The sequence below is a fragment of the Alkalihalobacterium elongatum genome (assembly GCF_019024285.1).
Lineage (GTDB): Bacteria > Bacillota > Bacilli > Bacillales > Bacillaceae_F > Alkalihalobacterium > Alkalihalobacterium elongatum.
In genome coordinates this window covers 1-24,661 of the sequence record NZ_WMKZ01000034.1, presented here as the reverse complement: position 1 = coordinate 24,661, position 24,661 = coordinate 1, and the positions used below count along the sequence as shown (strand labels likewise).

Genomic DNA, 24,661 nt, shown 5'->3' with positions numbered 1-24,661 from the left:
TGTATAATGAAAAAAATGTTAATTGGGGGCGTAAGAGATGGGCATGAAATACGATGATAAAGTGAAGAATAGATTGAAGCGTATTGAAGGTCAAGTCCGCGGCATCCTTAAAATGATGGAAGAAGAAAAAGAATGTCAAGATATTGTCGGACAAATGGCTGCAGTACGTAATGCGCTTGACCGTGCAATTGGAGTTGTCGTAAGTACGAATTTAGAAGCTTGTATTCGAGAACAGATTGAGAATGGGGAAAATACAGAAGAAACGATTAAAGAAGCCGTAAATTTATTAGTAAAAAGTAGATAATAAAAAAATGTTAAGTAAGACTGACTTCATTGTAAGTCAGTCTTTTTGTTTTATTAGGATGAAACCAAAGAAGTATACGATGCTTTAAAAATCACATAATAAAGGGAGAACAAGTAAGAAATGGAGCGCTTAGTATGTTCTTCTTAAATAAATTGAAAAAACAACCTAAATTTAATACGTATGATTATAATGATTACCTTAGAACAAAAATTGGTCTAAAAGATATAAATCACATTACAAGTGATATTAATAGTGTGAAAGATACCGTAACTAAAGTCTTTGAGAATATGGATGATTTCTATATTCGGGAAATTAAAATAACGGAAGGTCACGTAGTGTATTTCTATTTTTTTATTGGACTCATTGACACAAGTATGTTTCAAGAAAGTATTATCAAGCCGATTACAGATCGTAGCAAAAGTGAACAGAACATAAATGTGGATTCGCTAGGCGATCTAATGAATATGGTTCAATACTTTGAACCAAAGAATTGGCAGGAATTATTTGAACGTTGTATGCGTGGAGAAGTAATATGTCACTTTTCAGGAAATAAACCTGTGACGATCGCACTCGGAGATGTGGAAACGCGAAGCCTTCAAAATCCATCGACGGAACAGCAGGTGTACGGACCAAAGATTGGATTTATTGAGGATGTTCATAAGAATGTTGCAATTATGAGAAAGTACTTTCCTGATCCAAGATTGAAAGTTCAAAAATACCAAGTTGGTTCAGTTACTCATACACAATTGGCTCTTGTTTTTCTTGAAGAATACGCTGTCCCAGCTGTCGTACGAAAAATTCAAGAACGTCTAAAGAATGTAAGGACCGACCAAATTTTAACCTCTAAAATGTTAAGTCAGTATTTGGTTGATTTTTCTAAGACTCCATTCCCGCTCACAATGAAGTCGGAGCGGCCAGATCGGGTTGCATTTGCCTTAACACAAGGGAAAGTTGCTATTCTCATAAATAATTCAACCTTTTCATTAATATTGCCTATTTCTTTAATTAATTTTTATGAAACGGGTGATGACAATGACGAGTCTTCAACATGGAGTCATAGTTTTATTATGTTTCTACGTATAGCCTGTGTTGTTGTCGCAGCGATGTTTCCATCAGTATATGTAGCATTGGTTGCGTTTCACCCCGAATTAATTCCAACTACATTAGCTATGACATTGGCAGCATCACGAAATAACATTCCGCTTCCAGCAGGGTTTGAAGCACTTCTCATGATGTTTGCACTCGATGTCCTTGTTGAATCAAGTATTCGATTACCGAGTTTTATTGGACAGACGATTGGTATTGTCGGAGGTTTAGTAATAGGGCAGGCAGCGGTTGAGGCGGGGATTGTCAGTAGCACGATGGTTATCGTTATAGCATTCACTGCAATTGCCTCCTTTACTGCACCATCTTGGGAGATTGCATCAACATGGAGAGTTGTTCGTTACGTGTTACTTATTATTACATTATTTTTAGGGCTATACGGTCTTACCCTCATCATTTGTTTATTGTTTATTCATCTGTGTGCATTACATTCGGTTTCGAAACCGTACTTAACACCTTTTGCACCTTTAAATGTAAAAGAAGCAATAAATACGTTTTTTAGATTAAATCCCGAGGCAAGACAAGAAGAAGGTGAAACAAATGAAAAATGATGAAAAAATTTTTCGTTCTTTTGATCTGTTTGCGTTTACTGTTTGTTCAACATTTGGTGTTGGATTAGTATTTCTTCCGTTTGTCTCTGGGGAAGAAATTCGAAGTGCTTGGTTAAAGCTTATTGTCGGTGTTATTCCATATTTCATTCTTGTTTATTTAATTCATCGATTTGTTCAGAAATATGAAAGTCAGAATTTGTTTTTAGAATCCAAGAAACAACTGCCTAAATTTATTTTTTACTTAACCGTTATTTATTTCATTGTAAGCACTTTATATAGTGGAGTAGTTGTAATTAAAGGAATGGATACAATTGTTCAAACGTACTTACTTCCTGAAACGCCCAGGGGGATTATTGTAGGAAGCTTTTTACTGGTAGTGGGTGCCGCAGCTTATTATGGAGTCGCTGCGATTACAAGGTTTGTAGTGTTCTTTGTTTTATTTGACGTTATTATTTTACTTTTTTTAGTCGCGTTATTTTTCGGGGAACAATTCAGGTGGATCTATATTCCACCAGTTATTGCGGTTGATCCAATTACCTTTTCACTCAGTACATTATCAGACACGATTCGCTATGCTGGTGTCTTTGTACTGCTTGCATTTGTGAGTCATGTGAAAAAGAAAGAAAAAGTATTGCACTCAATGAACTACGGTCTTATTTTTGTTATGGTTACTTATGTGGTTTTAAGTCTAGTAGCAGTTGGTATTTTCGGATTTGAAGAAAGTTTAGCATTACTATCTCCTTTTATCGCTCTTGTTCAAACGTTTGGTGGAGAAGCAGGCGTGCTAGAGAGAATTGACTTATTTTTTGTAAGTTTTTGGATTATTGCTTTTTACAAAATGGTCATCATCCACGTTTGGTTTATGGTTTACTTAGCAAGGATTGCTTGGCCTAAAATTCACCCTACGAAGTGGGTGGTAACTTATATACTTATTCTCTTTATAAGTATAGTAGCAACAGCAGATTTTACAAATGAGTCGTGGCGCCCCTATCATGTAAACACGTTAATATACTCGTTTTTATTACCTATGATACTTCTCTGTTACTTCTTATTTAGGAAAAAGAGAGGAGGAGCTACACATGATGGTTAAACGCCTTCTATTCATTGCTTTATTACTTCTCATTTGTAATGGTTGTGTTCCAGATTCAAGGGAGTTAGATCAACGCTCGATGATTCTTGGAATGGCGATTGATAAAGGTGAGGAAAAGAATTACGCTGTGACCATTCAACTACCAATTCTCACTGAAGGACTTGGACAAGGAGAAGAAATGGCTGTAGGCAGGCAATTTGAATCCTTTCATGAAGAAGCAGATACGATCTGGGATGCAATTGTTCAAATTGAGTCACTCACCCCGACTGTTCTCTTTTTTGGTCACTTAAAAGCAGTAGCTATATCTGAAGCAATTGCAAGAGAAGACCTTGAAAAAGTAATCAATTTTTTGGACCGTGAAACAACAGTCGCTAATCAAGTGTATCTGCTAGTTGTTGAAGATGAATTAGCAACGGATTTTATTAAAAGGGAATCACCGCTTGTCCAATTACCAGCCCTTTATTTAAGCCGTTTTTTTGATGCTGATCAAAAAATGGCAAGAGCTCAAGGGGTGAAATTATTTGAATTTCTACGAGATAGTAATATGATTTCTGGGGCATCATCATTGCCTATAGCAAGGCCAAAAGGAGATCAAATGGAAATCGAAGGAATGGCTGTGTTTGAGGATTATAAAATGGTAGGGAAACTTCTTAAACGTGAGGTTGGTATAGGTGAGTTATTACATGATAATGATATAAGTTCAATGAATTACACGACGGTGTTAGATCATAATGGAGTGAAGATAACGGTATCGTTGACTCGAATGAATTTAATAGCAAATATCGATTATAAAAAATCAAAACCAGTCAAGTTTCTTATAGATGTCAAAGGAGATGCAGAGGTCATCGACGTAGCGACGGTAAAGGAATTTACCGATTTAGAGTTCATAACTAAATTAGAGAGAAAAATGGAAAAAGAAGTTAAGGGAGAGATAGAGCGAACAATTGCTAAAATGCAAGAAATTAATGTAGAGCCGTGGCTATTAGGTCATCGGGTCTGGGCAACTGCCCCGTCATACTTTGAAACATTAAACTGGAAAGAAACAGGATGGCGTAACGCTCAATTTGAGATTGATGTCTCTTTTAATATTTCGAATACAGGGCAACGTGGTAAATATGATAAACAAAAGATTGGCCGATAAATCCGTCTTTTCATTGACGCTTAGACTTCTCCTATGCTAAAATTTTAACAATGAATATCATTCTCATCGATTAAGTTGAGGAGCATCGGAGGTTAGCTATGAGCTTCATTCAGTTTGATAACGTTACCAAATATTATAACAGAGCGGCTACTCCTGCCGTCGACCAGTTAAATCTTCAGATTTTAGAGGGTGAAATCATCACGCTTTTAGGACCAAGTGGCTGTGGGAAAACGACCACGTTGAGAATGTTAGCAGGATTTGAACAGCCTACTAAAGGAAAAATTCGAATCGGTGATGAAGTCGTTTACGATGACCGCCGCTCCTTGCCTCCAGAAAAAAGAGGAATAGGGATGGTGTTTCAAGACTATGCCTTGTTTCCGCACCTTACAATTGAAAAAAATGTTACGTTTGGTTTAAATAAATGGAAGACACGAGACAAGAAAAAACGTGCTCAAGAAGTACTTGAGTTAGTTGGTTTAGGTGAATTTGGCCATCGCTTACCAAGTGAGTTATCAGGTGGACAGCAACAACGAGTAGCTTTAGCTCGTGCGTTAGCACCAAAGCCAAAAGTGATTTTAATGGATGAACCGTTTAGTAACTTAGATGCTGGTCTAAGAGAAAAAATGCGTTATGATGTAACGAATATTTTGAGAAAAGCAAAGGCCACCGCGATTATCGTAACTCATGACCAAAAAGATGCTTTTGCAGTGTCTGACCGTGTCGTTGTTATGAATGAAGGAATCATTCAGCAAATTGCTGCTCCTAAGGAAATGTATCGTTGTCCAAAGAACTGTTTCGTAGCTCAATTCGTTGGTAAAACGAATTTAATTTCTGGAACTTTATGTCCAGATTTAAAACATGTTGAAACGCATATTGGTCGTGTTTGTTTACCGCAACAATCCGATAAGTCAATTGATAATGTAATGGTATCTATTCGCCCAGAAGGCTGTCGTCTGGCTGAAGAAGGACGTTACGCTGGTATGGTGGAACGAGTTACATACAGCGGTGAATACCAAGAAGTACATGTCCGTTTACAATCAGATCAAGCAACTAATGAGCCAATGGTTATCTATGCACCGATCGAACAAGACATTGAGATCGGAAGTGTAGTGACATTTGATATAACTCCAGAATTAGTAGCTTTAGTAGATTAATAAAATAAATGCTGGACTGACTCATAAAGTGCCCGCTTTTCGCAAACGATAGGTAGCTTAAACAAATCTATCTTGCGGATTGCGGGCTTCTCTTCTGTGTCAGTCCTTTTTTCGCCATAAAGTTGTAACTTTTTACAGAACTATAATCTTTTTTTAAAAAGTTTATTGACAATGATTATCAGTTGCACTATACTACGAATTGTAGTTGAGATTGAGAATGAATTTCATTCCAATTACAAATTAAAAAAGTTACATATTTATGGGGGGAAACATACGCAATGAAGAAATCATTGAAACTTTTATTGCTTGCTATGATGGCACTTGCATTAGTGTTTGTAGCAGCAGCTTGCGGTAATCAAGGAGACCAAACAGAAACAGAAACAGGTGGAGAGCAGCCACAAGAAGAGCAACAAGAAGAAGGGCAAGAAGAAGCAGTTGCTGAATTAGAAGGTGAGATCGTAGTTTACTCAAACCGTAATGAAAAATTTGTTCAACCGTTACTTGATAAGTTTGCAGAAGAAACAGGTTTAAATGTAAGACCTTTACATGAAGCTGATGCGCTTCAGTTACGAGAAGAAGCTGGAAATGTTCAAGCGGACATCTTTATTTCAAATGATATTGGTGCATTAGAATATTTACGTATGGAAGAGTTATTAACAAATTTTGACGGTGAAGGTGTCGAAACTATTGACGCGCAATACCGTGCTGATGACAATTCATGGATCGCTTTATCAGCAAGAGCACGTGGTTTCATCTATAATAAAGATATGATTACAGAAGAAGAAATGCCGAAGACAATGGAAGAGTTAATGGATGATAAATTTAAAGGACAATTTGCTATCACTCGTGGTGGAAATGGTGGTATGATTGGTAATGTATCAGCGCTTCGTAATGAGTGGGGCGATGAGAAAACAGCTGATTGGATCGCAGCAATTAAAGAAAATGCAGCTGGTATTTACAACGGTCACGGCGATATTCGTATGGCAGTAGGTGCTGGTGAGCATGCATTTGGTTTAGTTAACAACTACTACTATCACCAACAACTAGAAGAACCAACGAATAACAATGTAGGCTTCATCTATCCAGACCAAGGAGAAGGTGAAATGGGAGTTATTGCTAACGCTGCTGGTGTAGGTCTTGTAAAAGGTGCGCCGAATGAGGCAAATGCAAATGCATTCATCGAGTGGTTACTTTTACCTGAAAATCAATTAGCTTTCGTTGGAGAGTCGTTGGAAGTTCCAATGAACACTGATTTAGAACCACCATATGAGGCGGCAATTAAATTAAGTGATCTAAAAGTTCAAAAGATGCCATTAAAAGAGCTTGGAAATTATTTTGAAGATACAAAAGATCTAATTGAACAATCAGGCTTAGACCTTGAATTAAGATAATTGCAATAAATGATTTTGCGACTTAGGAGAGGGCATAATGAGTAATGAAAATCAACGTAAAAGTCAATTGAATAACGATCAAAATGCCGAGGTTGGAGAGAATTTCTCTCCAACCATTCTCCGTTTCTTTAGAAGAATGTGGATGGATATTTGGCGAGGTAACCCACCAGGACCAGTTTTGTTATTATTTGGTTTAATTACTGGTTTAATTATGTCGGTACCGATCATTTATGTTATCTGGCAGTCACTATTTGCTGGTGTAGACCGATGGAAGCGTTTATTAGATGGGCGAATCCCGCAATTATTATGGGATACGTTTTCACTTACTTTTGCGGTCACGGTTTGTGCTGTGGCTATTGGAGTTACACTAGCATGGGTCGTTGTACGAACAGATATACCTGGTCGAAAAATGTGGCAATGGTTGTTAGCACTTCCGCTCGTTATTCCACCATATGTTGGAGCGATGACCTATATTATTGTCTTTGGACCAACAGGGTGGATGCGCGACTTTTGGCGTGATACACCATGGTTAGTTAATTTTTTAGGTGATTACCCGCTAAATATCTATTCATTTTGGGGTGTGTTTTTTGTTTTAACGATGTTTACATACCCGTATGTATTCTTAATTGCTAGTGCATCACTTCGTAAGATGAACCGTAACTTTGAAGAAGTAGCCCGTTCACAAGGGATGAACACAAGACAAATCTTTTGGAAGGTTAATATACCGTTCCTACGTCCTGCAATTGGGGCGGGTGCGATCCTTATATCGCTATACGTTTTATCTGACTTTGGTGCCATCGCGATGATGCGTTATGTTACATTTACAGCTGCAATTTATTTTCAACGAGCAAGCTTTGATACAGCTTCAGCTTCCGTATTAAGTTTAGTACTAATATTACTTACAGTAGTAATATTATGGATCGAGGCAAAAACTCGGAAGAAAAGTAAGTATTACCAAACATCAAATACGTTTAAAGAACCAGATATCTTATCGCTAGGTAAGTGGAAAGTTCCGACACTTATGTTTGTGGGTGCTGTGTTTTTTGTGTCTGTACTATTGCCTATTGCTGTACTCGTATATTGGTCCATCATCGGGATTGGTATGGGTGCACTTGATGAACGTTTCTTCGGATTTGCATGGAACAGCTTGAGAGTTTCTGGATTTGCGGCATTGTTGTGTATGATTCTTTCTATGCCAATAATTTATTTGAAGTCTCGCTATCCATCGGTTATTTCAAGCTCAATTGATAAATTAAGTTACGCAGGGTACGCATTGCCTGGTGTAATTGTTGCTTTAGGGATGATCTTTATTTTCAATAATCACATCCCAGCTTTGTATAATACGTTTTATATGGTAGCTCTTGCGTTTGTTGTCCGGTTCTTACCACAAGCGATGCAAGCAGGGGAAGCATCATTGAGCCTAGTATCACCAAGGATCGATGAAGCAGCACGAAGTTTAGGACAACCCCCTTGGAAAGTTATGTTTAAGGTAATTTTGCCTTCGATACTGCCAGGCGTTTTAGCTGGTGGTGCACTAGTATTTGTTAGTTCGATTAAAGAACTTCCAGCAACACTTATGCTACGTCCTCCAGGGTTTGACACTTTAGCAGTAAGGGTTTATGTTGAGGCAAAAGAGGCGTTTTATTACTTAGCTGCACCATCCGCTTTAATTATTATTCTCGTATCTATTATTCCGTTAAGATACTTGTTGAAAAAGTATTAAATAAACGTTTGTTTAATAAAGAAAGGCTGACTCTATAGTGCCTGTCCTCTTCAATGTTTATGTTGAAGGAGGGTATGTACTAGTTTATAGAGTCAGCCTTTTATGTTTTTTTTTGTAAACAAGTTGACACCGATAATCATTATCAATTAAAATATAGTTAGTGAAAATGAAAATTATTATCAATTGATATTACTAAAGGAGGAATTAAGTGTGTCTGCTCTTCTTATTGTCGGTGCTGATCATTTAGGGAAAATACCAAGTAAATTAGCTACCGTAGGGTTCAATGAAGTGATTCATGTCAGTGGAAGAAAGGTTCAACAAGTGAAAAGGGAAATTCCTGCTCATATCGACTTAGTCCTCGTTCTTACTGATTACATAAATCATAATTTATCTTCTGTTTTAAAAAAGAAAGCGAATGAACAGGGCGTTCCTATCTGTTACGCGAAACGTTCGTGGTGCTCAATTTATCAAGCAATTGGCAGCTGCCAGTATGAAGGCTGTCCAAATAAAAATAACTGTCAAATTTCAAACTAGAATGTAGGTGTTCAAATGTCTCGAAGTCATTTACGGTTAGAGAAAGGTTGTTTTTTAGGGAAAGAGGTCTTAAAGAACAGATTACAAGCAATTGTTAATCAAATAATAGATGAGTATTATAGCATTGATAAAAACGAAAGAAGTTCATATCATGTATTGTTATTAATTGCTGAGCATTGGAAGAAAATAAATATTGAAGAATTTCACTCAACTACTGATTATTACACGGTCTTAGCTAAAACGACTGACCTATTACTAAAAGGTTTCGCTTATAATGAAGGTGCTTGCTGCTGCAAAATTATCAATGATCAGCCAGTGATTATTAGCCAAATGTCCAAAAGTAATGGGATCCGTGCAACTATTTTTGTAATCGAGACAGATGTACAAGAAGCAATGCTAATGTGTAATCAAGTCAAAAGCTATTTGGAGAAAATGAGTACAACTAACCATTTATATGTAAGCATTTGTTCTTTAATTGATGGAAACGTTTATAAGTTATATGATAGGAAATAAAAATGAGTACCAAGGTGCCCATTTTTATTTTTTTTTTGGAGAAACGTCTAGACAAATAATCATAAATATGAAAAAATAATTGTTGTATTAAGTCAACATTATTGATTGTGGTAAAGACAAGGTATTTTTTTACCTAAAAACTTGCCTAAGGGAAACAATTTTATATGAATGAAAGAACTTGTACTAACGTACGTATATGTTGAAGGGGGAATTGTTGTGAAGAAACGATTACTTTTATTAGCGTCAGCTATGGTAATGTCGTTATTTTTAGTTGCATGCGGCGGCGGAGACGAGGAACAAGCAGGTACAAAAGAAGGGCTAGATATCACCACTAGTTTTTCTATTTTAGGTGATATTGTTGGAAATGTAATTGGAGATCGTGGGACGGTAGAGTATATCGTTCCAATTGGGGAAGAACCACACGAATATGAGCCAATTCCTAGTGATTTCCAAAAGGTTAGTGATTCTGATGTTTTTTATATAAATGGATTGGGACTTGAAGAGTGGCTTGAAAAGCTCGTTCAAAACGCTGGAGATATTCCAGTTGTAACTCTTTCTGAAGGTGTTACTGCGATTCCACTTACTAATGAAGATGGTGACGATCCTCACATTTGGCTTGATGTTCAAAATGTCATCTTAATGGTTAATAATCTAGTTGATGATTTAGTTGAAAGAGATCCTGATGGGGAAGATACGTACCGCGCAAATGCAGAAGCTTATATACAAGAATTAGAAGAGTTGGATGCATGGATAAAGGCTGAAATGAGTACAATCGCAGAAGACTTCCGTATGATTGCTATAAGTGAAGATGCATTTCGCTACTTTGGGCAGGCGTATGGAATCGATACTGCAGGCATTTGGGAAATCAACTCACACGAAGAAGGTACACCTAGTCAAATTTCAGGGTTAGTAGATAAAATTCAAGAAAGAAATTTACCCGCTGTATTTGTTGAAACGACAGTAGATCAGCGTTATATGGAAACAGTTGCTAATAATGCTGGAGTTGAAATTGCTGGAGAAGTGTATACTGATGCTGTCGGTCAAGATGGTTCAGGAGCAGAGACTTATATTAAAATGATGGAACATAACGTTAATGTTTTCGTCAATGGATTAAGTCAATAATTTATAAAATTAAATAAGATACAAGTTTGAAAGAGCACAAATGTGAAGTGTGCTCTTTTTCTTTTGTCTTAATTAATACAAGGATAGTCATATATATATAGAAAATGAAAAAGCTGACTCATTCATTATGGGTCAGCCTCTTAAACATTAATTTTAAAAGAAACGCATGATAACCCCAATTAGAACTAATAGAGCAAAACCTATCCAAAGCGCTTTTTGAATAACTGCACCGTTCAAACGACGTTTGCGCCAACGATTTGGGTTAAAAGTGACTTCGTCTGGGTCATGAACGTGTCTGTAAGCGTAAAAAGGGCGTGCATTTGCAAGGAAGAGGGGTGCGAGTGCAGCCCCACCAATTAAACCAAATAAGTGGGCAAGAATATTAATATTCGAATTTACGAATGTCATAACAAGACCAATAATTAAAATTGTCATTACGATTTGTGAATTAGCTTGGTCGATTAGGTCTTTTCTGTTTAATACCATGTAGAGGTAAACACCGAATAAACCAAAGATCGCTCCAGAAGCTCCTAAATGTGGTGGGTATGAAAGGCCGCCCAAATAGAAAGTAGCAATGTTTGCAATAATACCAGCTAATAAGTAAATTGAAATAAATTTAACCTTACCAAGCATCTTTTCTAATGCAGGACCAAATAAAACGAGTGAAAAGGAATTGAATAGCACGTGACCTACGCCTAAATGCATAAAAATAGGTGTAATGAGACGCCAGTATTCACCTTGAGCAACAGCTGGATTAAATCCTATTCCAATATTACGAACGAGATAGCCAAAAGGTAAAAAGTTCATCCAAATAAAAAGAATAAGGTGAATAGCTACAATAACTGTAATGACAGGGTAATTTCGTCGGAAAGAGTAAAAGCTTTCATTTCGAATAAACATAGAAAACCACCTTTTTACTTCATTTCTCTTCCATACTATCATGAAATGAATAGGTTATGATAAGTTTATGATTGCAAGGTGAGAATATCACTACTTCAAATTAGTATGTTTATTATAGTTGAGGTTGAATTTTTATTATAGTAGGCAATAATGGTGGTACCAGAATAAGGAGAACGAGGCCAATGATTATAGGAATAGGAATTGATATTGTAGAAATTGCAAGGATTGAGAAGGCGATCGAACGAACAGATAAATTTATCATGCGGATATTAACTAAAAGCGAAAGAAGTAAATACAACACCCTTTCACATAAACGCCAGATTGAGTTTGTAGCAGGACGCTTTGCAGTAAAAGAAGCGTTTGTTAAAGCGTTGGGTACGGGCATTTCAAAAGAGGTTGGGTGGCATGATATTGAAATTTTAAATGACGTACATACTGGTAAGCCTAAAATCTTTTGGGAAGGTAATGATATTGTACATGTATCTATTTCTCACTCAAAAGAATTCGCTGTTGCTCAAGTAATTATTGAAAGCTTGTCAAGCTAGTCTGCATATTGTGTGAGTTTGTCTCATATAGTGATAGTGCGGTTAGGAGAAAGCCAGTTTACAACTAGAGTAATTGACTCATAGTCTCGGAGTGGAAATGACGTGCACTATTAATTATGAATGTCTAACACGGGGTTTGTGATAAGCGATAGAATAGAAAATTTTGGACTTCTTTTTCATTGGCATCATTGATAAACTTCTTAGCTAGAAGTCGCTTAGGCTAGTATTTTCTGTCGGCTATGGCTTTGACTTAAGTCCGTGACATTACAAATTAAATGATAGGCACGCTCTTCTTCTTTAGCTCGGAAGACAATTAATTACTTTATAACGTATAACTGATGTCTTTCTTTTGTCGTGAAATATGAGACAAAGGGGTGAACTGTAGTGAGAAGGAAAGGACTAGTTGCATTGTTCGTCAGCGTCATTCTCACTCTTGTATTAGCGGGTTGCGGTGAAAAAACGCAAGAGGACATTATTGAAGGGTTAGATCAAAAGCTTAGCGAAATGACCGGCTATAAGACAGATGCTACGATGGTATTACAAACAGGAAAAGAACCACAGCAGTATGATGTTGAAGTATGGCATCAAGTTGAAAATCATTATCGTGTCGCGTTAAAGAATGATGAGAAAAATCAAAGTCAAATCATTCTTCGTAATGATGAAGGGGTATTCGTATTAACACCAGCTCTAAACAAAAGCTTCCGTTTTCAAAGTGATTGGCCAAAAAACAACAGCCAGGTTTACTTATACGAATCTTTAATTGCTGATATCCTTAATGATCCAGATCGCACGTTCCAAGCTACAGAGGATCACTATGTGTTCCAAACAAAAACAAATTATCAAAACAAAAACTTAAATAGCCAAGAAATTATGTTAAACAAAAAAGACCTTACACCAGCATCTGTAAAAATCATGAATTCAGATTTACAGCCACTTGTACAAGTGAACTTCAGTTCGTTCTCTATGAATCCGAGCTTCAATGAAGACGATTTTGATATGGAACGTAACATGACAGCTGCACAAATGGGTCAAGAAGTTCCAACGTTAGCGGAAGAAGCGTCACCTTTAACTGTACTTTATCCGATGTATGAGCCACAGGGCACAGCATTAACGAATTCAGAAACGGTTCGAACTGAAGACGGTGAAAAAGTCGTTCTTACGTATTCTGGAGAAAATAACTTTACTCTAATTCAAGAGAAGAGCCGAGTTGTTCCAGCTAGTACACCAATGAACGTAAGCTCTGGTGATCCAGTAGACCTAGGCTTTACTGTCGGTGTCATGTCAAACGGTTCATTAATGTGGACTTACCAAGGAGTTGACTTCTATCTAGCATCGAACGACCTAGAGGCTGAAGAAATGATGTCTATCGCTCGCTCGGTATACGGAACACTGGAAAAATAACAAGCTAAATAGCAGGAGGCTGATTTCAAAGTAGATTTGCCATGTACTGTAACTGATATAATGAAACATGAATTATATTATACAGACGAGGCTTAGACACTTAATAGTCAGCCTCTTCTTTTTTTGCTCTAATGTATTGAATTTTTAAAAGTAAAAATGGGATAAAAAGCTAGTTTTAATTTGAATATGACTTTTGGGTTGTTGACAGTATGTTCAAAGAAAACGATAATCACAATAAAGAGAACTAGCTTCATTTTGGAAGGTGGAGAACGCTTTGCAACGTTGGAACGACTCTTATTATCGTGATACATGGGTCGAGGTTAACCTTGATTGTATAATTGAAAATGTAAAGAATATTAAAGCAAGCTTTCAACATAGTATGGATATTATGGCAGTTGTAAAGGCAGATGGTTACGGTCACGGTGCAGTACCAGTTGCCGAAGCGGCAATTGAAGCAGGTGCATCCTATTTAGCTGTAGCGGTCTTAGATGAAGCACTTCAGTTACGTCATGCTAATATAACAGCACCTATTCTAGTACTAGGTGCTATTCGCCCTGAAGATTTAGAAATAGCTGCAAAATATGATGTGACAGTAACTGTTTTCGCAGCTGAATGGTTAGAGCGAGCAAAAGGACTGTATAATGGAAAGAAGCAAATAAAAATCCATTTGAAATTCGATACAGGTATGGGGAGAATTGGTATAAGAGATAGAAAAGAGGGAAAAACTGTAATTGAACTAATAAAAGACGATAACCGTTTTTTATTAGAAGGAATATATACTCATTTTGCAACAGCAGATGAACTTTGTGACGAGTATTTTAATAAACAGCATGAACGCTTTACACAAATGATATGCTCATTGGAAGAGTGGCAAGTAGATCTTTCGATTATTCATTGTGGCAATAGTGCAACTGGTTTAATGCACCCTGATAAGGCATTTAACATGTTTCGCCTCGGAATCTCGATGTACGGACTTACTCCTTCTATTGAAATAAAAGACAAGTTACCAGTACAATTAAAAGAAGCATTCTCGCTACATTCAAAGCTCATACAAGTCAAACATGTTCCGCCTGGAGAGGGCATCAGTTATGGTGTGACTTATAAGACTAGTGAGTGGGAATGGATTGGAACGATTCCAATTGGCTATGCAGATGGGTGGTTTAGATACCATTCTTCTCAAAGGGGTTCAGTTTTAGTAGGTGGAGAGTATGTTCCATTTGTTGGCAGGATATGTATGGATCAATGTATGGTAAAATTACCTTATGAATTTCCTGTTGGTTCAAAGGTGACATTAATTGGTTGCCAAGGTAACCAAACGGTTTCAATAGATGATGTGGCCAAGCGATTATCGACGATTAACTATGAAATTCCTTGCATGATTGGCCCTAGAATTCCAAGAGTTTATCTAAAGAATGGCGAGGTATATGCAGTAAAAAATAAATTAATACCTTAATGAAAAAATAAATAGTTACAAAATAATTAAGAACGACTTTGCAATTCAGCCTAGACAGTGCTATTATTATTACGGAATGTAAATAGGTCGTACCGTACGTTGGGGGTGTATGTTTGTGTCTGAACAAGCCACAAAGCGAATTATGATTAGTTTGCCGCAGAACCTTTTAAACGAAGTAGATGGGGTAGTAAAGCAAGAAAATGTTAACAGGAGTGAGTTTATCTCCCAAGCAACAAAGATGTATCTTCGTGAACGAAAAAGACGTCAAATTCGTGAGTCGATGCAGCAGGGTTATATGGAAATGGCGAAGATCAATTTAAACATTGCATCAGAAGCCTTTCTTGCTGAGGAGGAAGCAGAGAACACCCTAGATCGCTTAGTAAGTGGGGTGTAGCTGTTGATTGTAAAACGTGGCGATGTTTACTTTGCTGATCTATCTCCTGTTGTTGGTTCAGAGCAAGGTGGAGTTAGGCCTGTTCTCATCATTCAAAATGATATCGGGAATCGGTTTAGTCCAACTGTCATCGTCGCGGCGATAACAGCCCAAATTCAAAAGGCAAAGTTACCGACTCATGTTGAGATTAACGCTAAGCGTTATGGATTTGATCGAGATTCGGTGATCTTGTTAGAACAAATCAGGACGATTGATAAACAACGACTAACTGACAAAATCACACATTTAGACGATGATATGATGAGTCGAGTGGATGACGCTCTTCAAATTAGTTTAGGTCTTATTAATTTTTAATTTTAGAGTACGCTTATTTTTGAAAAAAGTTACTTCTCCTGTAAAAAGATGAGGTAGCTTTTTTATTTTATTAATAATGTTATAGATATAAATTAGAAAAAGCGTGTGAAATAGATATTTCATACGCTTTTTTTGATGTATTCAAGTTCAGCTCGCTCCAGTCCCTACGCTGCTATGTGGTCGCTTCCGCTTTTCTAACTGTCTAGCTTCAGGTGCCATCGGCTCGAGGTCGCTTCGGTCCATCGAACGTGTCCAAAAAGCAGGACACTTAGCGTTGGTCCTCCAGCGCTTGTCGCCGATAAGCTGGCACCTTTCACTTTTCTATTTGTCTAGCTCCAGCGACCAGCGTCTAGTGGACTTCGCTCTCCTCCTTACGATAAGTCAACATCAGCTCGTGCCTCGCTGTGTATCCTTTATCTCATACGGAGGGCTCCAGTCTATACGCCGCTAAACGGTCGCTTTCACTTTTCTAGTAAAGTACATCTTTTGCAACTTTTTGGAAGACGTGAAATAATAGTTAGTAGTGGAGGTGTATTTTATGGAACCAGATATTATAGAAATTATATTGAAAAATAAATTAGATTTAAAAGCACGCTGGTTAAAGGAAATTGAGGCTGTTCGAAAAGAGACGTACATGAAAAACGTAACTGAACACGTCTTTGATAGTACAAATCAAGAGTTTGTTGAATTAATTTTAGATACATTAAATTGGAGTCAGGCAGAAGCCACAGAACGAATTGGGCAATACTCAGAGCGACTGGTTCGTGCTGGTATGCAGTTAGAGTATATTACTCAAGGCTTGCAAGCTTTTCGTCGTGTTATCCTTGAGATGCTAACAGAAAGAGAAAGTGACAGTAAGAGAATTGTCTCGCTCTTTTATGAGATTGAAACGTGGATAGATGGAATTATTAATAAGGTCATTCATAATTACACGGGGTCATGGGAGAATACATTTGAGTTACAAAAGTTGTCATTATTAGAGCTATCTGCACCTTTAATTCCTATCTTCGAAAATATTTCAATTATGCCGTTAATAGGAACGATTGATACAGCTAGGGCAAAATTAATAATGGAAAACTTATTAAATGGTGTAATTAAGCACCGAGCTGAGGTTGTATTAATTGATATAACGGGAGTGCCAGTGGTTGACACGATGGTTGCGCATCATATCATTCAAGCAGCTGAAGCAGTTCGTCTCGTAGGTTCAAGATGTATTCTTGTAGGAATTAGACCTGAAATAGCACAAACTATTGTCAATTTAGGAATAGATTTGAGTCAATTCCCAACCAAGAGTACCCTTAGAAAGGGAATGGAATCTGCGCTTGAATTAACAAATAAAAAAATAATAGATTTATAGAATGAAAAAGGAGTAGGTGGCCTGAGAATGAGTATGCGAATACCTATTTTAAAACTGAAAGACTATTTACTCGTTAGTGTTCAAATTGAATTAGATGACCAAACGGCTTTGCAATTTCAAGAAGATTTACTTAACAAAATACATCGTGAAGGTTCAATGGGTGTTGTCATTGACTTAACGTCAGTAGAGATGATTGACTCATTTATTGCTAAGGTACTTGGTGATGTGGTTGATATGTCTAATTTAATGGGAACAAAAGTGGTGCTAACTGGAATACAGCCTGCTGTAGCCATCACACTGGTAGATATGGGAATTGAGTTAGGTGGTGTCCAAACGGCGCTCGATTTAGAGCAAGGGATGGATAAGTTGCAGCAAGAGTTGGAGGGGTAAAAATGGCAATCCAATCTTGTGTAGAAGTAAAGAGTGAGTGGGAAATTGTCGCAGCTAGACAAGCTGGTAGGAATTTAGCAAAAGAAATTGGCTTTGGTACAGTGGATCAGGCAAGAATAGCAACAGCTATTTCCGAACTTGCTCGCAATATTTACTTATATGCCCAACAAGGAACCATTTGTATTGAAAGGGTTAATGGTAAGAATGGAAATTCGTTTCAGACAGGAATTAAAATCATTGCTTCTGACAGAGGGCCTGGAATAGACGATATACGTCAAGTGATGGAGGATGGCTTTACAACTTCTGGAGGACTAGGGGCAGGACTTCCTGGTGTAAAAAGGTTAATGGACGATTTCCAAATTGAAACAAATGTAGGCGAAGGAACTGTAATAGCGGTTACAAAATGGCTTAGGTAAGGAGGTAAACGATGATAGAGGCTGAAAGTCAGGATCTAACTTTGCAATCTGAATATAAGGATTTACTCCGTGCGTTTTTAGAAAATAAAAGTGAACAGGATTTGTATGATGCTCAGCAATATAGTAAACGTTTGCTAGAAAACCAAATTTCACCAGAGGAAATGGTGAGCTTACATTGTGCCGTATTAGAAGAGATATTTGAGGGTCTTCCCATTGAAATAACCGAATCATTTTCCTTTTTACTTGAGGTAATGATAGGGTACGGTCTAGCGTACAGAGAGCATCAAAGTTTAAGGGACAAGCAATTAGAGTTAGAAATGCAAATAGATGTAGCTGCAAATATGCAACAAACATTATTGCCTAAAAAAATACCTCAAATTCCAGGTGTAGATATAGGGGTTATTAGTGTTCCTGCGGGGAAAATGAGTGGGGATTATTATTATTGTGTAAAAAATGAAAGTGGACATTTTGGGGTTGCGATTGCGGATATTATTGGAAAAGGTATTCCAGCTGCCATGTGTATGTCGATGATAAAATATGCGATAGATAGTATGCCTTCCTATAGTCTAGAACCTGGTGTTTTACTTAAGAATTTAAACCGCGTCGTTGAACAAAATATTGATCCTAGTATGTTTATAACAATGATGTATGGGTCATATGATGCGGTGAACCACACATTTGTGTACTCAGGAGCAGGGCATGAGCCAGGATTTTACTTTAATGCAAGCGAAGGGAAATTTAGAGATTTGTACGCCAAGGGGCTTGTACTTGGAGTTTCGAATAAAACGAATTTTCGTGAACAAAAAATAAAAGTAAGTGTAGGAGATGCCATAGTTCTGCTATCAGATGGAGTAACAGAATGTCGGATAGGGGATCGTTTTATTGAAAGAGAAGAAATTAACGATCTGCTTATCAATTATATAGACCTCCCAGCACAAGAGATGGTAGAGAGGGTTTACGATGAACTAGCCCAATTGCAAGATTTTAAGCTAAATGATGATTTTACGTTGATGGTTTTACGAAGACAGGTTTAAAAAAATAAAAGCGTGGTAAATAAATGGAGAATTGAATTTTCTGTAGGAGGGCTATTATGAATTTAGAAATACGTCAAGAAACTAAGGAAAATTTTCATTTGTTACATTTATCAGGAGAGGTCGATGCGTTTACTGCTCCGAAATTGAGAGAAGTACTTATTCCACTAACTGAAGAAAGTGGTATGAAAGTAATTGTAGACCTATCTGATGTTCATTATATTGATAGTACAGGTCTCGGTATTTTTATAGGGGCGCTTAAATCTACACATAACTATAACAGCCATATTCAACTTCAAGGTTTATCTAGTCGCTTGCACAGATTATTTAAAATTACAGGCCTAGATGAAGTAATAGATATTGAAGCTCAAGAGAAGGAGGAAACGCAATGACCCGTCAAAGTGATCGCATCGAGATGAGAGTTCCTGCAAAACCAGAGTATGTAGGAGTCATCCGTTTGACTGTTTCTGGAATTGCAAATCGCATTGGCTACACCTATGATGACATTGAGGATATTAAAATTGCTGTTGCAGAAGCATGTACGAACGTTGTCGAGCACGCTTATGAAGGTGACGGTTGCATAACAGTTACTTTTCATGTGTTTACGGATCGTTTAGAAGTAGTTGTAGCAGATAGCGGAGAAAGTTTTGATATGGACGGTATTAGAGACAAGTTAGGGCCAATTGATGCTAGCCAGCCTATTAATGAGCTGAAAGAAGGAGGGCTGGGGCTCTTTCTCATTAACACACTAATGGATAAAGTAGAGATCAGTGAAGAAGATGGCGTCATTTTAATGATGACAAAGTACTTAGAAAGAGATGGGGTGGAACGCTATGTCGACGAAACCTCAGCATCGACCCAGTAGTAAAGACAGTGTAGTACAATGGATCACAGAGTATCAACAAGGTGAATCAGATGTTGCACAGACCAAGTTAGTCGAGCACTATAAGCCGCTGGTTCTAACGTTATCACGAAAATTTGCAAGAGGGCCAGAACATGCTGAAGACTTATTTCAAGTTGGGATGTTGGGTCTTCTAGGAGCGATTAGACGATTTGATCCAACAGTTGGGAAGAGTTTTGAGTCATTTGCAGTACCAACAGTTATTGGTGAAATCAAACGGTATATTCGTGATAAAACGTGGAGTGTCCATGTGCCTAGGAGAATTAAAGAGCTAGGGCCAAAGATAAAAAAAGCAGTTGATCAACTAACAAATGATTTGCAACGCTCCCCAAAAGTCAATGAGATTGCAGAATTAATTAATGTCTCTGAAGAAGAAGTTCTTGAAGCGATGGAGATGGGAAGAAGTTACCAAGCTTTATCTGTCGATCGACCAATAGAAGCTGACCAAGAAGGTGGAGAAGCGACATTGCTAGACTTAGTCGGTCGCCAAGAAGAAGGTTATGAACAAACGGACCAACAAATACTCTTAGAAAAAGCTTTCCAAGTACTATCTGAACGTGAAAGGCAAATTTTACAGCTTACCTATTATGAAAACTTAAGCCAAAAAGAAACTGGAGACCAGTTAGGGATTTCTCAAATGCATGTATCAAGATTGCAAAGAAGGGCACTCCAGAAATTACGTGAAACTATTAATATCAAGCCTACCGAGTGTTTGAAATGATTGAATTTAAAAGGAAACAACATGTAAGTGTTTCTGCTTACCAAAAACCAAAAGAAGGAAACTTTCTTTGCGGGGATTCCTATGTGGTGGTTGAAAGCGAAGAGTATGTCATTTGCGCTGTTGCGGATGGACTGGGTAGTGGTGAAGAGGCCCATGCGTCTTCTACTACGGTGGTGAATGTAATAAAACAGCATCATCATGAAAGTGTAAAGAGACTAGTTGAGCTTTGTAATAATAATCTTGTTTCACAACGAGGGGTCGTTTTAACAGTCGTAAAATTTGATCAGCGTGAAAAAAAAGCCCATTTTGGTAGTGTTGGAAATATTGGATTTCTGTTCTATTCATCAAGTGGCCAAATTATTAGACCTATGCCAAGACGTGGATTTTTATCTGGAAGAAGAATAAATGTTAAAACTGAATGTTTTCCTTTTGATCCTGGCAGCATTTTTGTTATCTATTCCGATGGAGTTCATTTAAGTGGCATAAAGCATGAAAACTTAACTGACTTACGTTCGCAGGAAGAGGCTAGTCGGTTTATTGAAAAACATGTGAAGGCTAATGATGATGACATGACTTTACTAGTTGGACAATTACATTAACTGTTTTGGGAGTCTGACTTACTATCGACGTCAGACTCCTTTTTACGGTTTAGCTTTGTTAAAGGATTCTGTTAATATAAGTTGAATTTTGGGCTCATCGTGTGAAGTGTTAATTTCACACGCCTTTCAGGAACTGAAAGGTTGAAAAATAGACTGAAATGAACGAGAAAATGCATTTTCACAGAGAATTTCAGTCTGTTTTTTCAGTAATGAGCCCAAATTCAACATCCTTTAACAGCAGCGCTTACGGTTTAAAAAAGGGTTAATGCTTTTGAGGAATTGTTAATTGAGTCTAAATCACTAATTAAGATTAACGCCGCCGTTCTAATAAAGGATTGAGAAGTGTGATGTCGAAGGTTATAAGGAGAGTTACTTTTAAGCATAATTCAATATAGTAGAAGAAATGCTAACAAGGCAAGCTGTATAGAGGAGAGATGAATTTGAGTAACCCAGAATTACGTCAACAAATGATGATGAAAATAGGTAAAGAGTTAAATTTACCGACCAAAACTGTACAACAAGTAATTGAACTAATAGAAGAAGGAAATACAGTCCCTTTTATTGCTCGTTATCGAAAAGAACTTACTGGTGGTATAGATGAAGTTCAAATCCGTTCAATAACTGAAACATGGCAGTATGCAGTGAATTTAAGTGAGAGAAAAGGCGAGGTCATTCGTCTTATTGACGAGCAAGGAAAACTAACGGATGAATTAAAAGCGGCAATAGAAAAAGCAGAAAAACTTCAGGAAGTTGAAGATTTGTATCGGCCATACAAACAAAAACGCCGTACAAAAGCAACGGTTGCAAAAGAAAAAGGCTTAGAGCCGCTAGCGACATGGCTATTCTCATTTCCTAAGTCAGCTGATGTGGAAGGAGAAGCAAAAAAATATATTTCTGAAGAACATGAAGTCTTAAGTGTAGAAGAAGCCTTACAAGGAGCAAAGGATATTATAGCTGAATGGGTTTCTGACGATGCTGATGTTCGAAAACATATTAGGGAACTGACTTTTAGAGATGGAATTATCACTACAAAAGTAAAAAATGCAGAAAAAGATGAAAAAGAAATATATGAGATGTACTATGAGTACGAGGAGCCGTTGAAACGCGTTGTTCCGCACCGTATTCTTGCCATGAACCGTGGTGAAAAAGAAGAGGTTTTACGTGTTGGAATAACGTTTCCTGTCCAAAAGATCGAAGCGTATCTAAATAAAAACTACATAAGAAATCAAATTTCAAATGCAGCATCCTATGTAATGGAAGCAATAGAGGATGGCTTTAAGCGTTTAGTTGAACCTTCCATTGAACGTGAGATACGTAATGAGCTTACGACAAGAGCTGAAGAACAAGCTATACATATCTTCTCTGAAAACTTACGAAATCTACTGTTACAACCACCTATTAAAGGACATACTGTGCTTGGTTTAGACCCAGCCTACCGTACTGGTTGTAAGCTGGGAGTTGTTGATGACACAGGTAAAGTCTTAGATATTACCGTTATATATCCAACACCGCCACATAATAAAGTTGACGAAGCTAAAAAAGTAGTTAATCGCTTAATACAACAGCATAATATCGATGTTATTGCGATTGGTAACGGTACCGCATCGAGAGAGTCTGAACAGTTTATTGCTGATTTAATAAAAGAAAGTGATTTACCTATCTCTTATTTAATTGTAAATGAGGCAGGTGCGAGTGTTTACTCTGCTTCCGATCTTGGTCGTGAAGAGTTTCCAGACTTAAAAGTTGAGGAGCGTAGTGCAGTTTCCATTGCTCGTAGACTTCAAGATCCATTAGCGGAATTAGTAAAAATTGACCCTAAATCAGTAGGTGTTGGTCAATATCAGCATGATGTTTCACAGAAGAGGTTAGCTGAATCATTAGGATTTGTGGTTGAGACAGCTGTTAACCGAGTAGGAGTCAATGTAAATACAGCATCTCCATCATTACTTCAATATGTAGCTGGGCTATCCAAGGTTGTTGCCAATAATATTGTTAAGAAACGTAATGAAGAAGGGAAGTTTACATCGCGTCAGCAGTTGAAGAAAGTGCCAAGGCTTGGTGCTAAAACGTATGAACAATGTATAGGCTTTTTGAGAATACCTGAGAGTGATAACACTCTTGATAACACAGCAATTCATCCAGAGTCCTATACTGAAACAAAGAGGTTGCTAGAAGCTGTAGGTGCAAGTATGGATGATCTAGGTACAGATACTTTAAAAGAAAAACTACAACAGGTCTCTATGGAAGAGATGGCTCAAACACTATCCATAGGGGAACCCACATTAAAAGATATTATTGAGGCGTTAATTCGCCCAGGGCGTGACCCTCGTGATGATTTAGCAAAACCTTTATTGAAAAAAGGTGTTTTAGCACTCGAAGATTTACAAAAGGGAATGGAACTACAAGGAACTGTCCGAAATGTAGTGGATTTCGGAGCATTTATTGATGTCGGCGTAAAACAAGATGGACTTGTTCATATTTCTAAATTGAGCAATCGTTTTGTAAAACACCCTCTCGAAGTTGTAGCTGTTGGTGAAGTAGTTACTGTCTGGGTTGACGATGTGGATATTAAAAAGCAAAGAGTAGCTTTAACGATGGTCGAACCAGAAAAACAGATAAATTAATTAAACAAGAGGCTGACTAAGTCAGCCTCTTGTTTAATTGCTTTTTTCAATTGCTGTATTTCTTTTGTAATGTGTTCTTTGATAATAGAACCAACACTGGTTGAGTAATTTAATTTGGTATCGATTTTTTTGAAAGAAAGCAGCCTTTAGTTGCTTCCTTAGCCAATAGGGCATAAGCTAGCAGCTCCTTATTCATTTATGTTACTATGTTTAGTATATGTATAACAGTTTGTCAAAGTTGATAGAAATTTGAAAGTTATTTACTAAAAGGAGATAACTACGGTGAAGCAAGAGGAATTACAATCTATTGTGGAGGAAGTATCTTTAACCCATTTTAAGAGGCCTTTTTGTCATCAAGCAAGGTTCAATCATCGGCTCAGAACAACAGGGGGACGGTATTTACTCCATACACATGACATCGAAATTAACCCGAAGCAGTATGAGGCTTTTGGTAAGGAAGAATTGATCTCTATTATTAAGCATGAATTGTGTCATTATCATTTGCACATTCAAAAAAAGGGATATCAGCATAAAGATAAAGACTTTAAAGACTTATTAAAACAAGTAGGTGGAGCTAGGTACTGTAAAGCATTATCTAATGAAAGAACCTATTCTAAGAAAAGGTACATTATTCAATGTACAAGCTGTTTTTTAAAATACACTAGAAAAAGAAAATTTGATCTCTCACGTTATGCGTGTGGAAGATGTGGTGGAAAATTGAAGATGGTAAAAATCGATGTTGACCTCTAATTCCTCCTATGATATATTATAGAGGTCGCTACAAGATAGCTTGTCCATCTCTGTAGCATAAAAAAACTAGAAGGTCTTGACGTGTCATTAAAAATTATGTAAAATAGTTCAAGTCCGATACTATTCCACAGTAGCTCAGTTGGTAGAGCAATCGGCTGTTAACCGATCGGTCGCAGGTTCGAGTCCTGCCTGTGGAGC

The 24,661-nt window shown here is 37.3% G+C and carries 27 protein-coding genes and 1 tRNA gene; 26 read left to right on the top strand and 2 right to left on the bottom strand.

Annotated features, from left to right (window positions below; genetic code table 11):
- Positions 1-43 precede the first annotated feature (43 nt).
- The 10 genes from GKP30_RS21165 to GKP30_RS21120 all read left to right on the top strand — a co-directional run bounded on the left by GKP30_RS21165 (position 44) and on the right by GKP30_RS21120 (position 10,627).
- Positions 44-304 carry a metal-sensitive transcriptional regulator gene (locus GKP30_RS21165; protein ID WP_209125174.1) on the top strand — a complete coding sequence of 87 codons (261 nt, stop codon included), beginning with the start codon at positions 44-46 and terminating at the stop codon, positions 302-304.
- Positions 305-438: 134 nt separating this feature from the next.
- The gene (locus GKP30_RS21160; RefSeq protein WP_216831455.1) at positions 439-1,959 is read left to right on the top strand and encodes a spore germination protein; all 1,521 of its coding nucleotides are present in this window, start codon (positions 439-441) and stop codon (positions 1,957-1,959) included.
- Positions 1,949-3,049, top strand: coding sequence for a GerAB/ArcD/ProY family transporter (locus GKP30_RS21155; RefSeq protein ID WP_216831454.1), 1,101 nt, complete (start codon positions 1,949-1,951; stop codon positions 3,047-3,049). Before GKP30_RS21160 ends, GKP30_RS21155 begins: the two co-directional genes overlap by 11 nt.
- Complete coding sequence (locus GKP30_RS21150) at positions 3,039-4,190, top strand: Ger(x)C family spore germination protein (protein ID WP_216831453.1); 1,152 nt, start codon at positions 3,039-3,041, stop codon at positions 4,188-4,190. Before GKP30_RS21155 ends, GKP30_RS21150 begins: the two co-directional genes overlap by 11 nt.
- A 98-nt stretch (positions 4,191-4,288) precedes the next feature.
- Entirely contained in the window at positions 4,289-5,344 is a 1,056-nt protein-coding gene (locus GKP30_RS21145; protein ID WP_216831452.1) for an ABC transporter ATP-binding protein, read from the top strand.
- Positions 5,345-5,622: 278 nt separating this feature from the next.
- Entirely contained in the window at positions 5,623-6,735 is a 1,113-nt protein-coding gene (locus tag GKP30_RS21140; RefSeq protein WP_216831451.1) for an extracellular solute-binding protein, read from the top strand.
- 37 nt (positions 6,736-6,772) lie between these two features.
- Positions 6,773-8,458 carry an ABC transporter permease gene (locus GKP30_RS21135; RefSeq protein ID WP_216831450.1) on the top strand — a complete coding sequence of 562 codons (1,686 nt, stop codon included), beginning with the start codon at positions 6,773-6,775 and terminating at the stop codon, positions 8,456-8,458.
- Positions 8,459-8,668: 210 nt separating this feature from the next.
- Positions 8,669-8,992 (top strand): DUF2325 domain-containing protein, encoded by a 324-nt coding sequence (locus GKP30_RS21130; RefSeq protein ID WP_216831449.1) that lies wholly within the window; start codon positions 8,669-8,671, stop codon positions 8,990-8,992.
- 15 nt (positions 8,993-9,007) lie between these two features.
- Positions 9,008-9,505, top strand: a complete 498-nt coding sequence (locus GKP30_RS21125) for a hypothetical protein (RefSeq protein ID WP_216831448.1) — start codon at positions 9,008-9,010, stop codon at positions 9,503-9,505.
- A gap of 249 nt (positions 9,506-9,754) precedes the next feature.
- On the top strand, positions 9,755-10,627 hold the full coding sequence (locus GKP30_RS21120) for a metal ABC transporter substrate-binding protein (RefSeq protein ID WP_216831482.1): 873 nt from the start codon (positions 9,755-9,757) through the stop codon (positions 10,625-10,627).
- 153 nt (positions 10,628-10,780) lie between these two features.
- Here GKP30_RS21120 and GKP30_RS21115 read toward each other — a convergent pair whose 3' ends face one another.
- Positions 10,781-11,527 carry a rhomboid family intramembrane serine protease gene (locus GKP30_RS21115; RefSeq protein WP_216831447.1) on the bottom strand — a complete coding sequence of 249 codons (747 nt, stop codon included), beginning with the start codon at positions 11,525-11,527 and terminating at the stop codon, positions 10,781-10,783.
- A 182-nt stretch (positions 11,528-11,709) separates the two neighbouring features.
- Between GKP30_RS21115 and acpS the strand changes: the two genes are divergently transcribed.
- The 14 genes from acpS (at position 11,710) to GKP30_RS21045 (ending at position 23,713) form a co-directional block, all read left to right on the top strand.
- Entirely contained in the window at positions 11,710-12,072 is a 363-nt protein-coding gene (gene acpS / locus GKP30_RS21110; RefSeq protein ID WP_216831446.1) for a holo-ACP synthase, read from the top strand.
- Positions 12,073-12,456: 384 nt separating this feature from the next.
- A complete protein-coding gene (locus GKP30_RS21105; protein WP_328703196.1) occupies positions 12,457-13,473 on the top strand; it encodes a LolA family protein in 1,017 nt (338 codons plus the stop codon).
- A gap of 274 nt (positions 13,474-13,747) precedes the next feature.
- A complete protein-coding gene (gene alr / locus GKP30_RS21100) occupies positions 13,748-14,926 on the top strand; it encodes an alanine racemase (protein ID WP_216831445.1) in 1,179 nt (392 codons plus the stop codon).
- 109 nt (positions 14,927-15,035) lie between these two features.
- Entirely contained in the window at positions 15,036-15,320 is a 285-nt protein-coding gene (locus GKP30_RS21095; protein WP_236035276.1) for a CopG family ribbon-helix-helix protein, read from the top strand.
- Positions 15,321-15,323: 3 nt separating this feature from the next.
- On the top strand, positions 15,324-15,674 hold the full coding sequence (locus tag GKP30_RS21090) for a type II toxin-antitoxin system PemK/MazF family toxin (RefSeq protein WP_075387512.1): 351 nt from the start codon (positions 15,324-15,326) through the stop codon (positions 15,672-15,674).
- Positions 15,675-16,212: 538 nt separating this feature from the next.
- Positions 16,213-17,031, top strand: coding sequence for an STAS domain-containing protein (locus tag GKP30_RS21085; protein WP_216831443.1), 819 nt, complete (start codon positions 16,213-16,215; stop codon positions 17,029-17,031).
- A 33-nt stretch (positions 17,032-17,064) separates the two neighbouring features.
- Positions 17,065-17,421 carry an STAS domain-containing protein gene (locus GKP30_RS21080; protein ID WP_216831480.1) on the top strand — a complete coding sequence of 119 codons (357 nt, stop codon included), beginning with the start codon at positions 17,065-17,067 and terminating at the stop codon, positions 17,419-17,421.
- A gap of 2 nt (positions 17,422-17,423) precedes the next feature.
- Complete coding sequence (locus tag GKP30_RS21075; RefSeq protein ID WP_216831442.1) at positions 17,424-17,837, top strand: anti-sigma regulatory factor; 414 nt, start codon at positions 17,424-17,426, stop codon at positions 17,835-17,837.
- A gap of 11 nt (positions 17,838-17,848) precedes the next feature.
- Positions 17,849-18,871: a PP2C family protein-serine/threonine phosphatase gene (locus tag GKP30_RS21070; protein ID WP_216831441.1), complete on the top strand. Its 1,023-nt coding sequence runs from the start codon at positions 17,849-17,851 to the stop codon at positions 18,869-18,871.
- Positions 18,872-18,927: 56 nt separating this feature from the next.
- The gene (locus tag GKP30_RS21065) at positions 18,928-19,260 is read left to right on the top strand and encodes an anti-sigma factor antagonist (protein ID WP_216831440.1); all 333 of its coding nucleotides are present in this window, start codon (positions 18,928-18,930) and stop codon (positions 19,258-19,260) included.
- Positions 19,257-19,733 (top strand): anti-sigma B factor RsbW, encoded by a 477-nt coding sequence (gene rsbW, locus GKP30_RS21060; RefSeq protein WP_216831439.1) that lies wholly within the window; start codon positions 19,257-19,259, stop codon positions 19,731-19,733. The genes GKP30_RS21065 and rsbW overlap by 4 nt, the downstream gene beginning before the upstream one ends.
- Positions 19,702-20,490, top strand: a complete 789-nt coding sequence (gene sigB / locus GKP30_RS21055; RefSeq protein ID WP_216831438.1) for an RNA polymerase sigma factor SigB — start codon at positions 19,702-19,704, stop codon at positions 20,488-20,490. The genes rsbW and sigB overlap by 32 nt, the downstream gene beginning before the upstream one ends.
- A complete protein-coding gene (locus tag GKP30_RS21050) occupies positions 20,487-21,089 on the top strand; it encodes a PP2C family serine/threonine-protein phosphatase (protein ID WP_216831437.1) in 603 nt (200 codons plus the stop codon). Before sigB ends, GKP30_RS21050 begins: the two co-directional genes overlap by 4 nt.
- Before the next feature lie 467 nt (positions 21,090-21,556).
- Positions 21,557-23,713 carry a Tex family protein gene (locus GKP30_RS21045; RefSeq protein ID WP_216831479.1) on the top strand — a complete coding sequence of 719 codons (2,157 nt, stop codon included), beginning with the start codon at positions 21,557-21,559 and terminating at the stop codon, positions 23,711-23,713.
- 33 nt (positions 23,714-23,746) lie between these two features.
- Here GKP30_RS21045 and cmpA read toward each other — a convergent pair whose 3' ends face one another.
- The gene (gene cmpA / locus GKP30_RS21040) at positions 23,747-23,887 is read right to left on the bottom strand and encodes a cortex morphogenetic protein CmpA (protein ID WP_216831436.1); all 141 of its coding nucleotides are present in this window, start codon (positions 23,885-23,887) and stop codon (positions 23,747-23,749) included.
- A 108-nt stretch (positions 23,888-23,995) separates the two neighbouring features.
- On the opposite strand from cmpA, the gene GKP30_RS21035 reads away from it, so the two are divergent.
- Positions 23,996-24,463 carry a SprT family protein gene (locus GKP30_RS21035; RefSeq protein WP_216831435.1) on the top strand — a complete coding sequence of 156 codons (468 nt, stop codon included), beginning with the start codon at positions 23,996-23,998 and terminating at the stop codon, positions 24,461-24,463.
- 124 nt (positions 24,464-24,587) lie between these two features.
- Positions 24,588-24,660, top strand: a tRNA-Asn gene (locus tag GKP30_RS21030).
- The last annotated feature ends 1 nt before the right edge of the window (position 24,661 follow it).

Excerpts from the sequence above, each read along its gene's own strand:
- acpS (WP_216831446.1), top strand. The coding sequence starts at position 11,710 with ATGATTATAGGAATAGGAATTGATATTGTAGAAATTGCAAGGATTGAG.
- GKP30_RS21160 (WP_216831455.1), top strand. The coding sequence starts at position 439 with ATGTTCTTCTTAAATAAATTGAAAAAACAACCTAAATTTAATACGTAT.
- GKP30_RS21065 (WP_216831440.1), top strand. The coding sequence starts at position 18,928 with ATGAATTTAGAAATACGTCAAGAAACTAAGGAAAATTTTCATTTGTTA.
- sigB (WP_216831438.1), top strand. The coding sequence starts at position 19,702 with ATGTCGACGAAACCTCAGCATCGACCCAGTAGTAAAGACAGTGTAGTA.
- GKP30_RS21120 (WP_216831482.1), top strand. The coding sequence starts at position 9,755 with ATGGTAATGTCGTTATTTTTAGTTGCATGCGGCGGCGGAGACGAGGAA.
- GKP30_RS21080 (WP_216831480.1), top strand. The coding sequence starts at position 17,065 with ATGCGAATACCTATTTTAAAACTGAAAGACTATTTACTCGTTAGTGTT.
- GKP30_RS21075 (WP_216831442.1), top strand. The coding sequence starts at position 17,424 with ATGGCAATCCAATCTTGTGTAGAAGTAAAGAGTGAGTGGGAAATTGTC.
- GKP30_RS21155 (WP_216831454.1), top strand. The coding sequence starts at position 1,949 with ATGAAAAATGATGAAAAAATTTTTCGTTCTTTTGATCTGTTTGCGTTT.
- GKP30_RS21150 (WP_216831453.1), top strand. The coding sequence starts at position 3,039 with ATGATGGTTAAACGCCTTCTATTCATTGCTTTATTACTTCTCATTTGT.
- GKP30_RS21050 (WP_216831437.1), top strand. The coding sequence starts at position 20,487 with ATGATTGAATTTAAAAGGAAACAACATGTAAGTGTTTCTGCTTACCAA.
- cmpA (WP_216831436.1), bottom strand. The coding sequence starts at position 23,887 with ATGCCCTATTGGCTAAGGAAGCAACTAAAGGCTGCTTTCTTTCAAAAA.
- GKP30_RS21165 (WP_209125174.1), top strand. The coding sequence starts at position 44 with ATGAAATACGATGATAAAGTGAAGAATAGATTGAAGCGTATTGAAGGT.
- GKP30_RS21115 (WP_216831447.1), bottom strand. The coding sequence starts at position 11,527 with ATGTTTATTCGAAATGAAAGCTTTTACTCTTTCCGACGAAATTACCCT.
- GKP30_RS21140 (WP_216831451.1), top strand. The coding sequence starts at position 5,623 with ATGAAGAAATCATTGAAACTTTTATTGCTTGCTATGATGGCACTTGCA.
- GKP30_RS21145 (WP_216831452.1), top strand. The coding sequence starts at position 4,289 with ATGAGCTTCATTCAGTTTGATAACGTTACCAAATATTATAACAGAGCG.
- GKP30_RS21070 (WP_216831441.1), top strand. The coding sequence starts at position 17,849 with ATGATAGAGGCTGAAAGTCAGGATCTAACTTTGCAATCTGAATATAAG.
- GKP30_RS21085 (WP_216831443.1), top strand. The coding sequence starts at position 16,213 with ATGGAACCAGATATTATAGAAATTATATTGAAAAATAAATTAGATTTA.
- GKP30_RS21125 (WP_216831448.1), top strand. The coding sequence starts at position 9,008 with ATGTCTCGAAGTCATTTACGGTTAGAGAAAGGTTGTTTTTTAGGGAAA.
- GKP30_RS21135 (WP_216831450.1), top strand. The coding sequence starts at position 6,773 with ATGAGTAATGAAAATCAACGTAAAAGTCAATTGAATAACGATCAAAAT.
- GKP30_RS21045 (WP_216831479.1), top strand. The coding sequence starts at position 21,557 with ATGATGATGAAAATAGGTAAAGAGTTAAATTTACCGACCAAAACTGTA.
- rsbW (WP_216831439.1), top strand. The coding sequence starts at position 19,257 with ATGACCCGTCAAAGTGATCGCATCGAGATGAGAGTTCCTGCAAAACCA.
- GKP30_RS21095 (WP_236035276.1), top strand. The coding sequence starts at position 15,036 with ATGTTTGTGTCTGAACAAGCCACAAAGCGAATTATGATTAGTTTGCCG.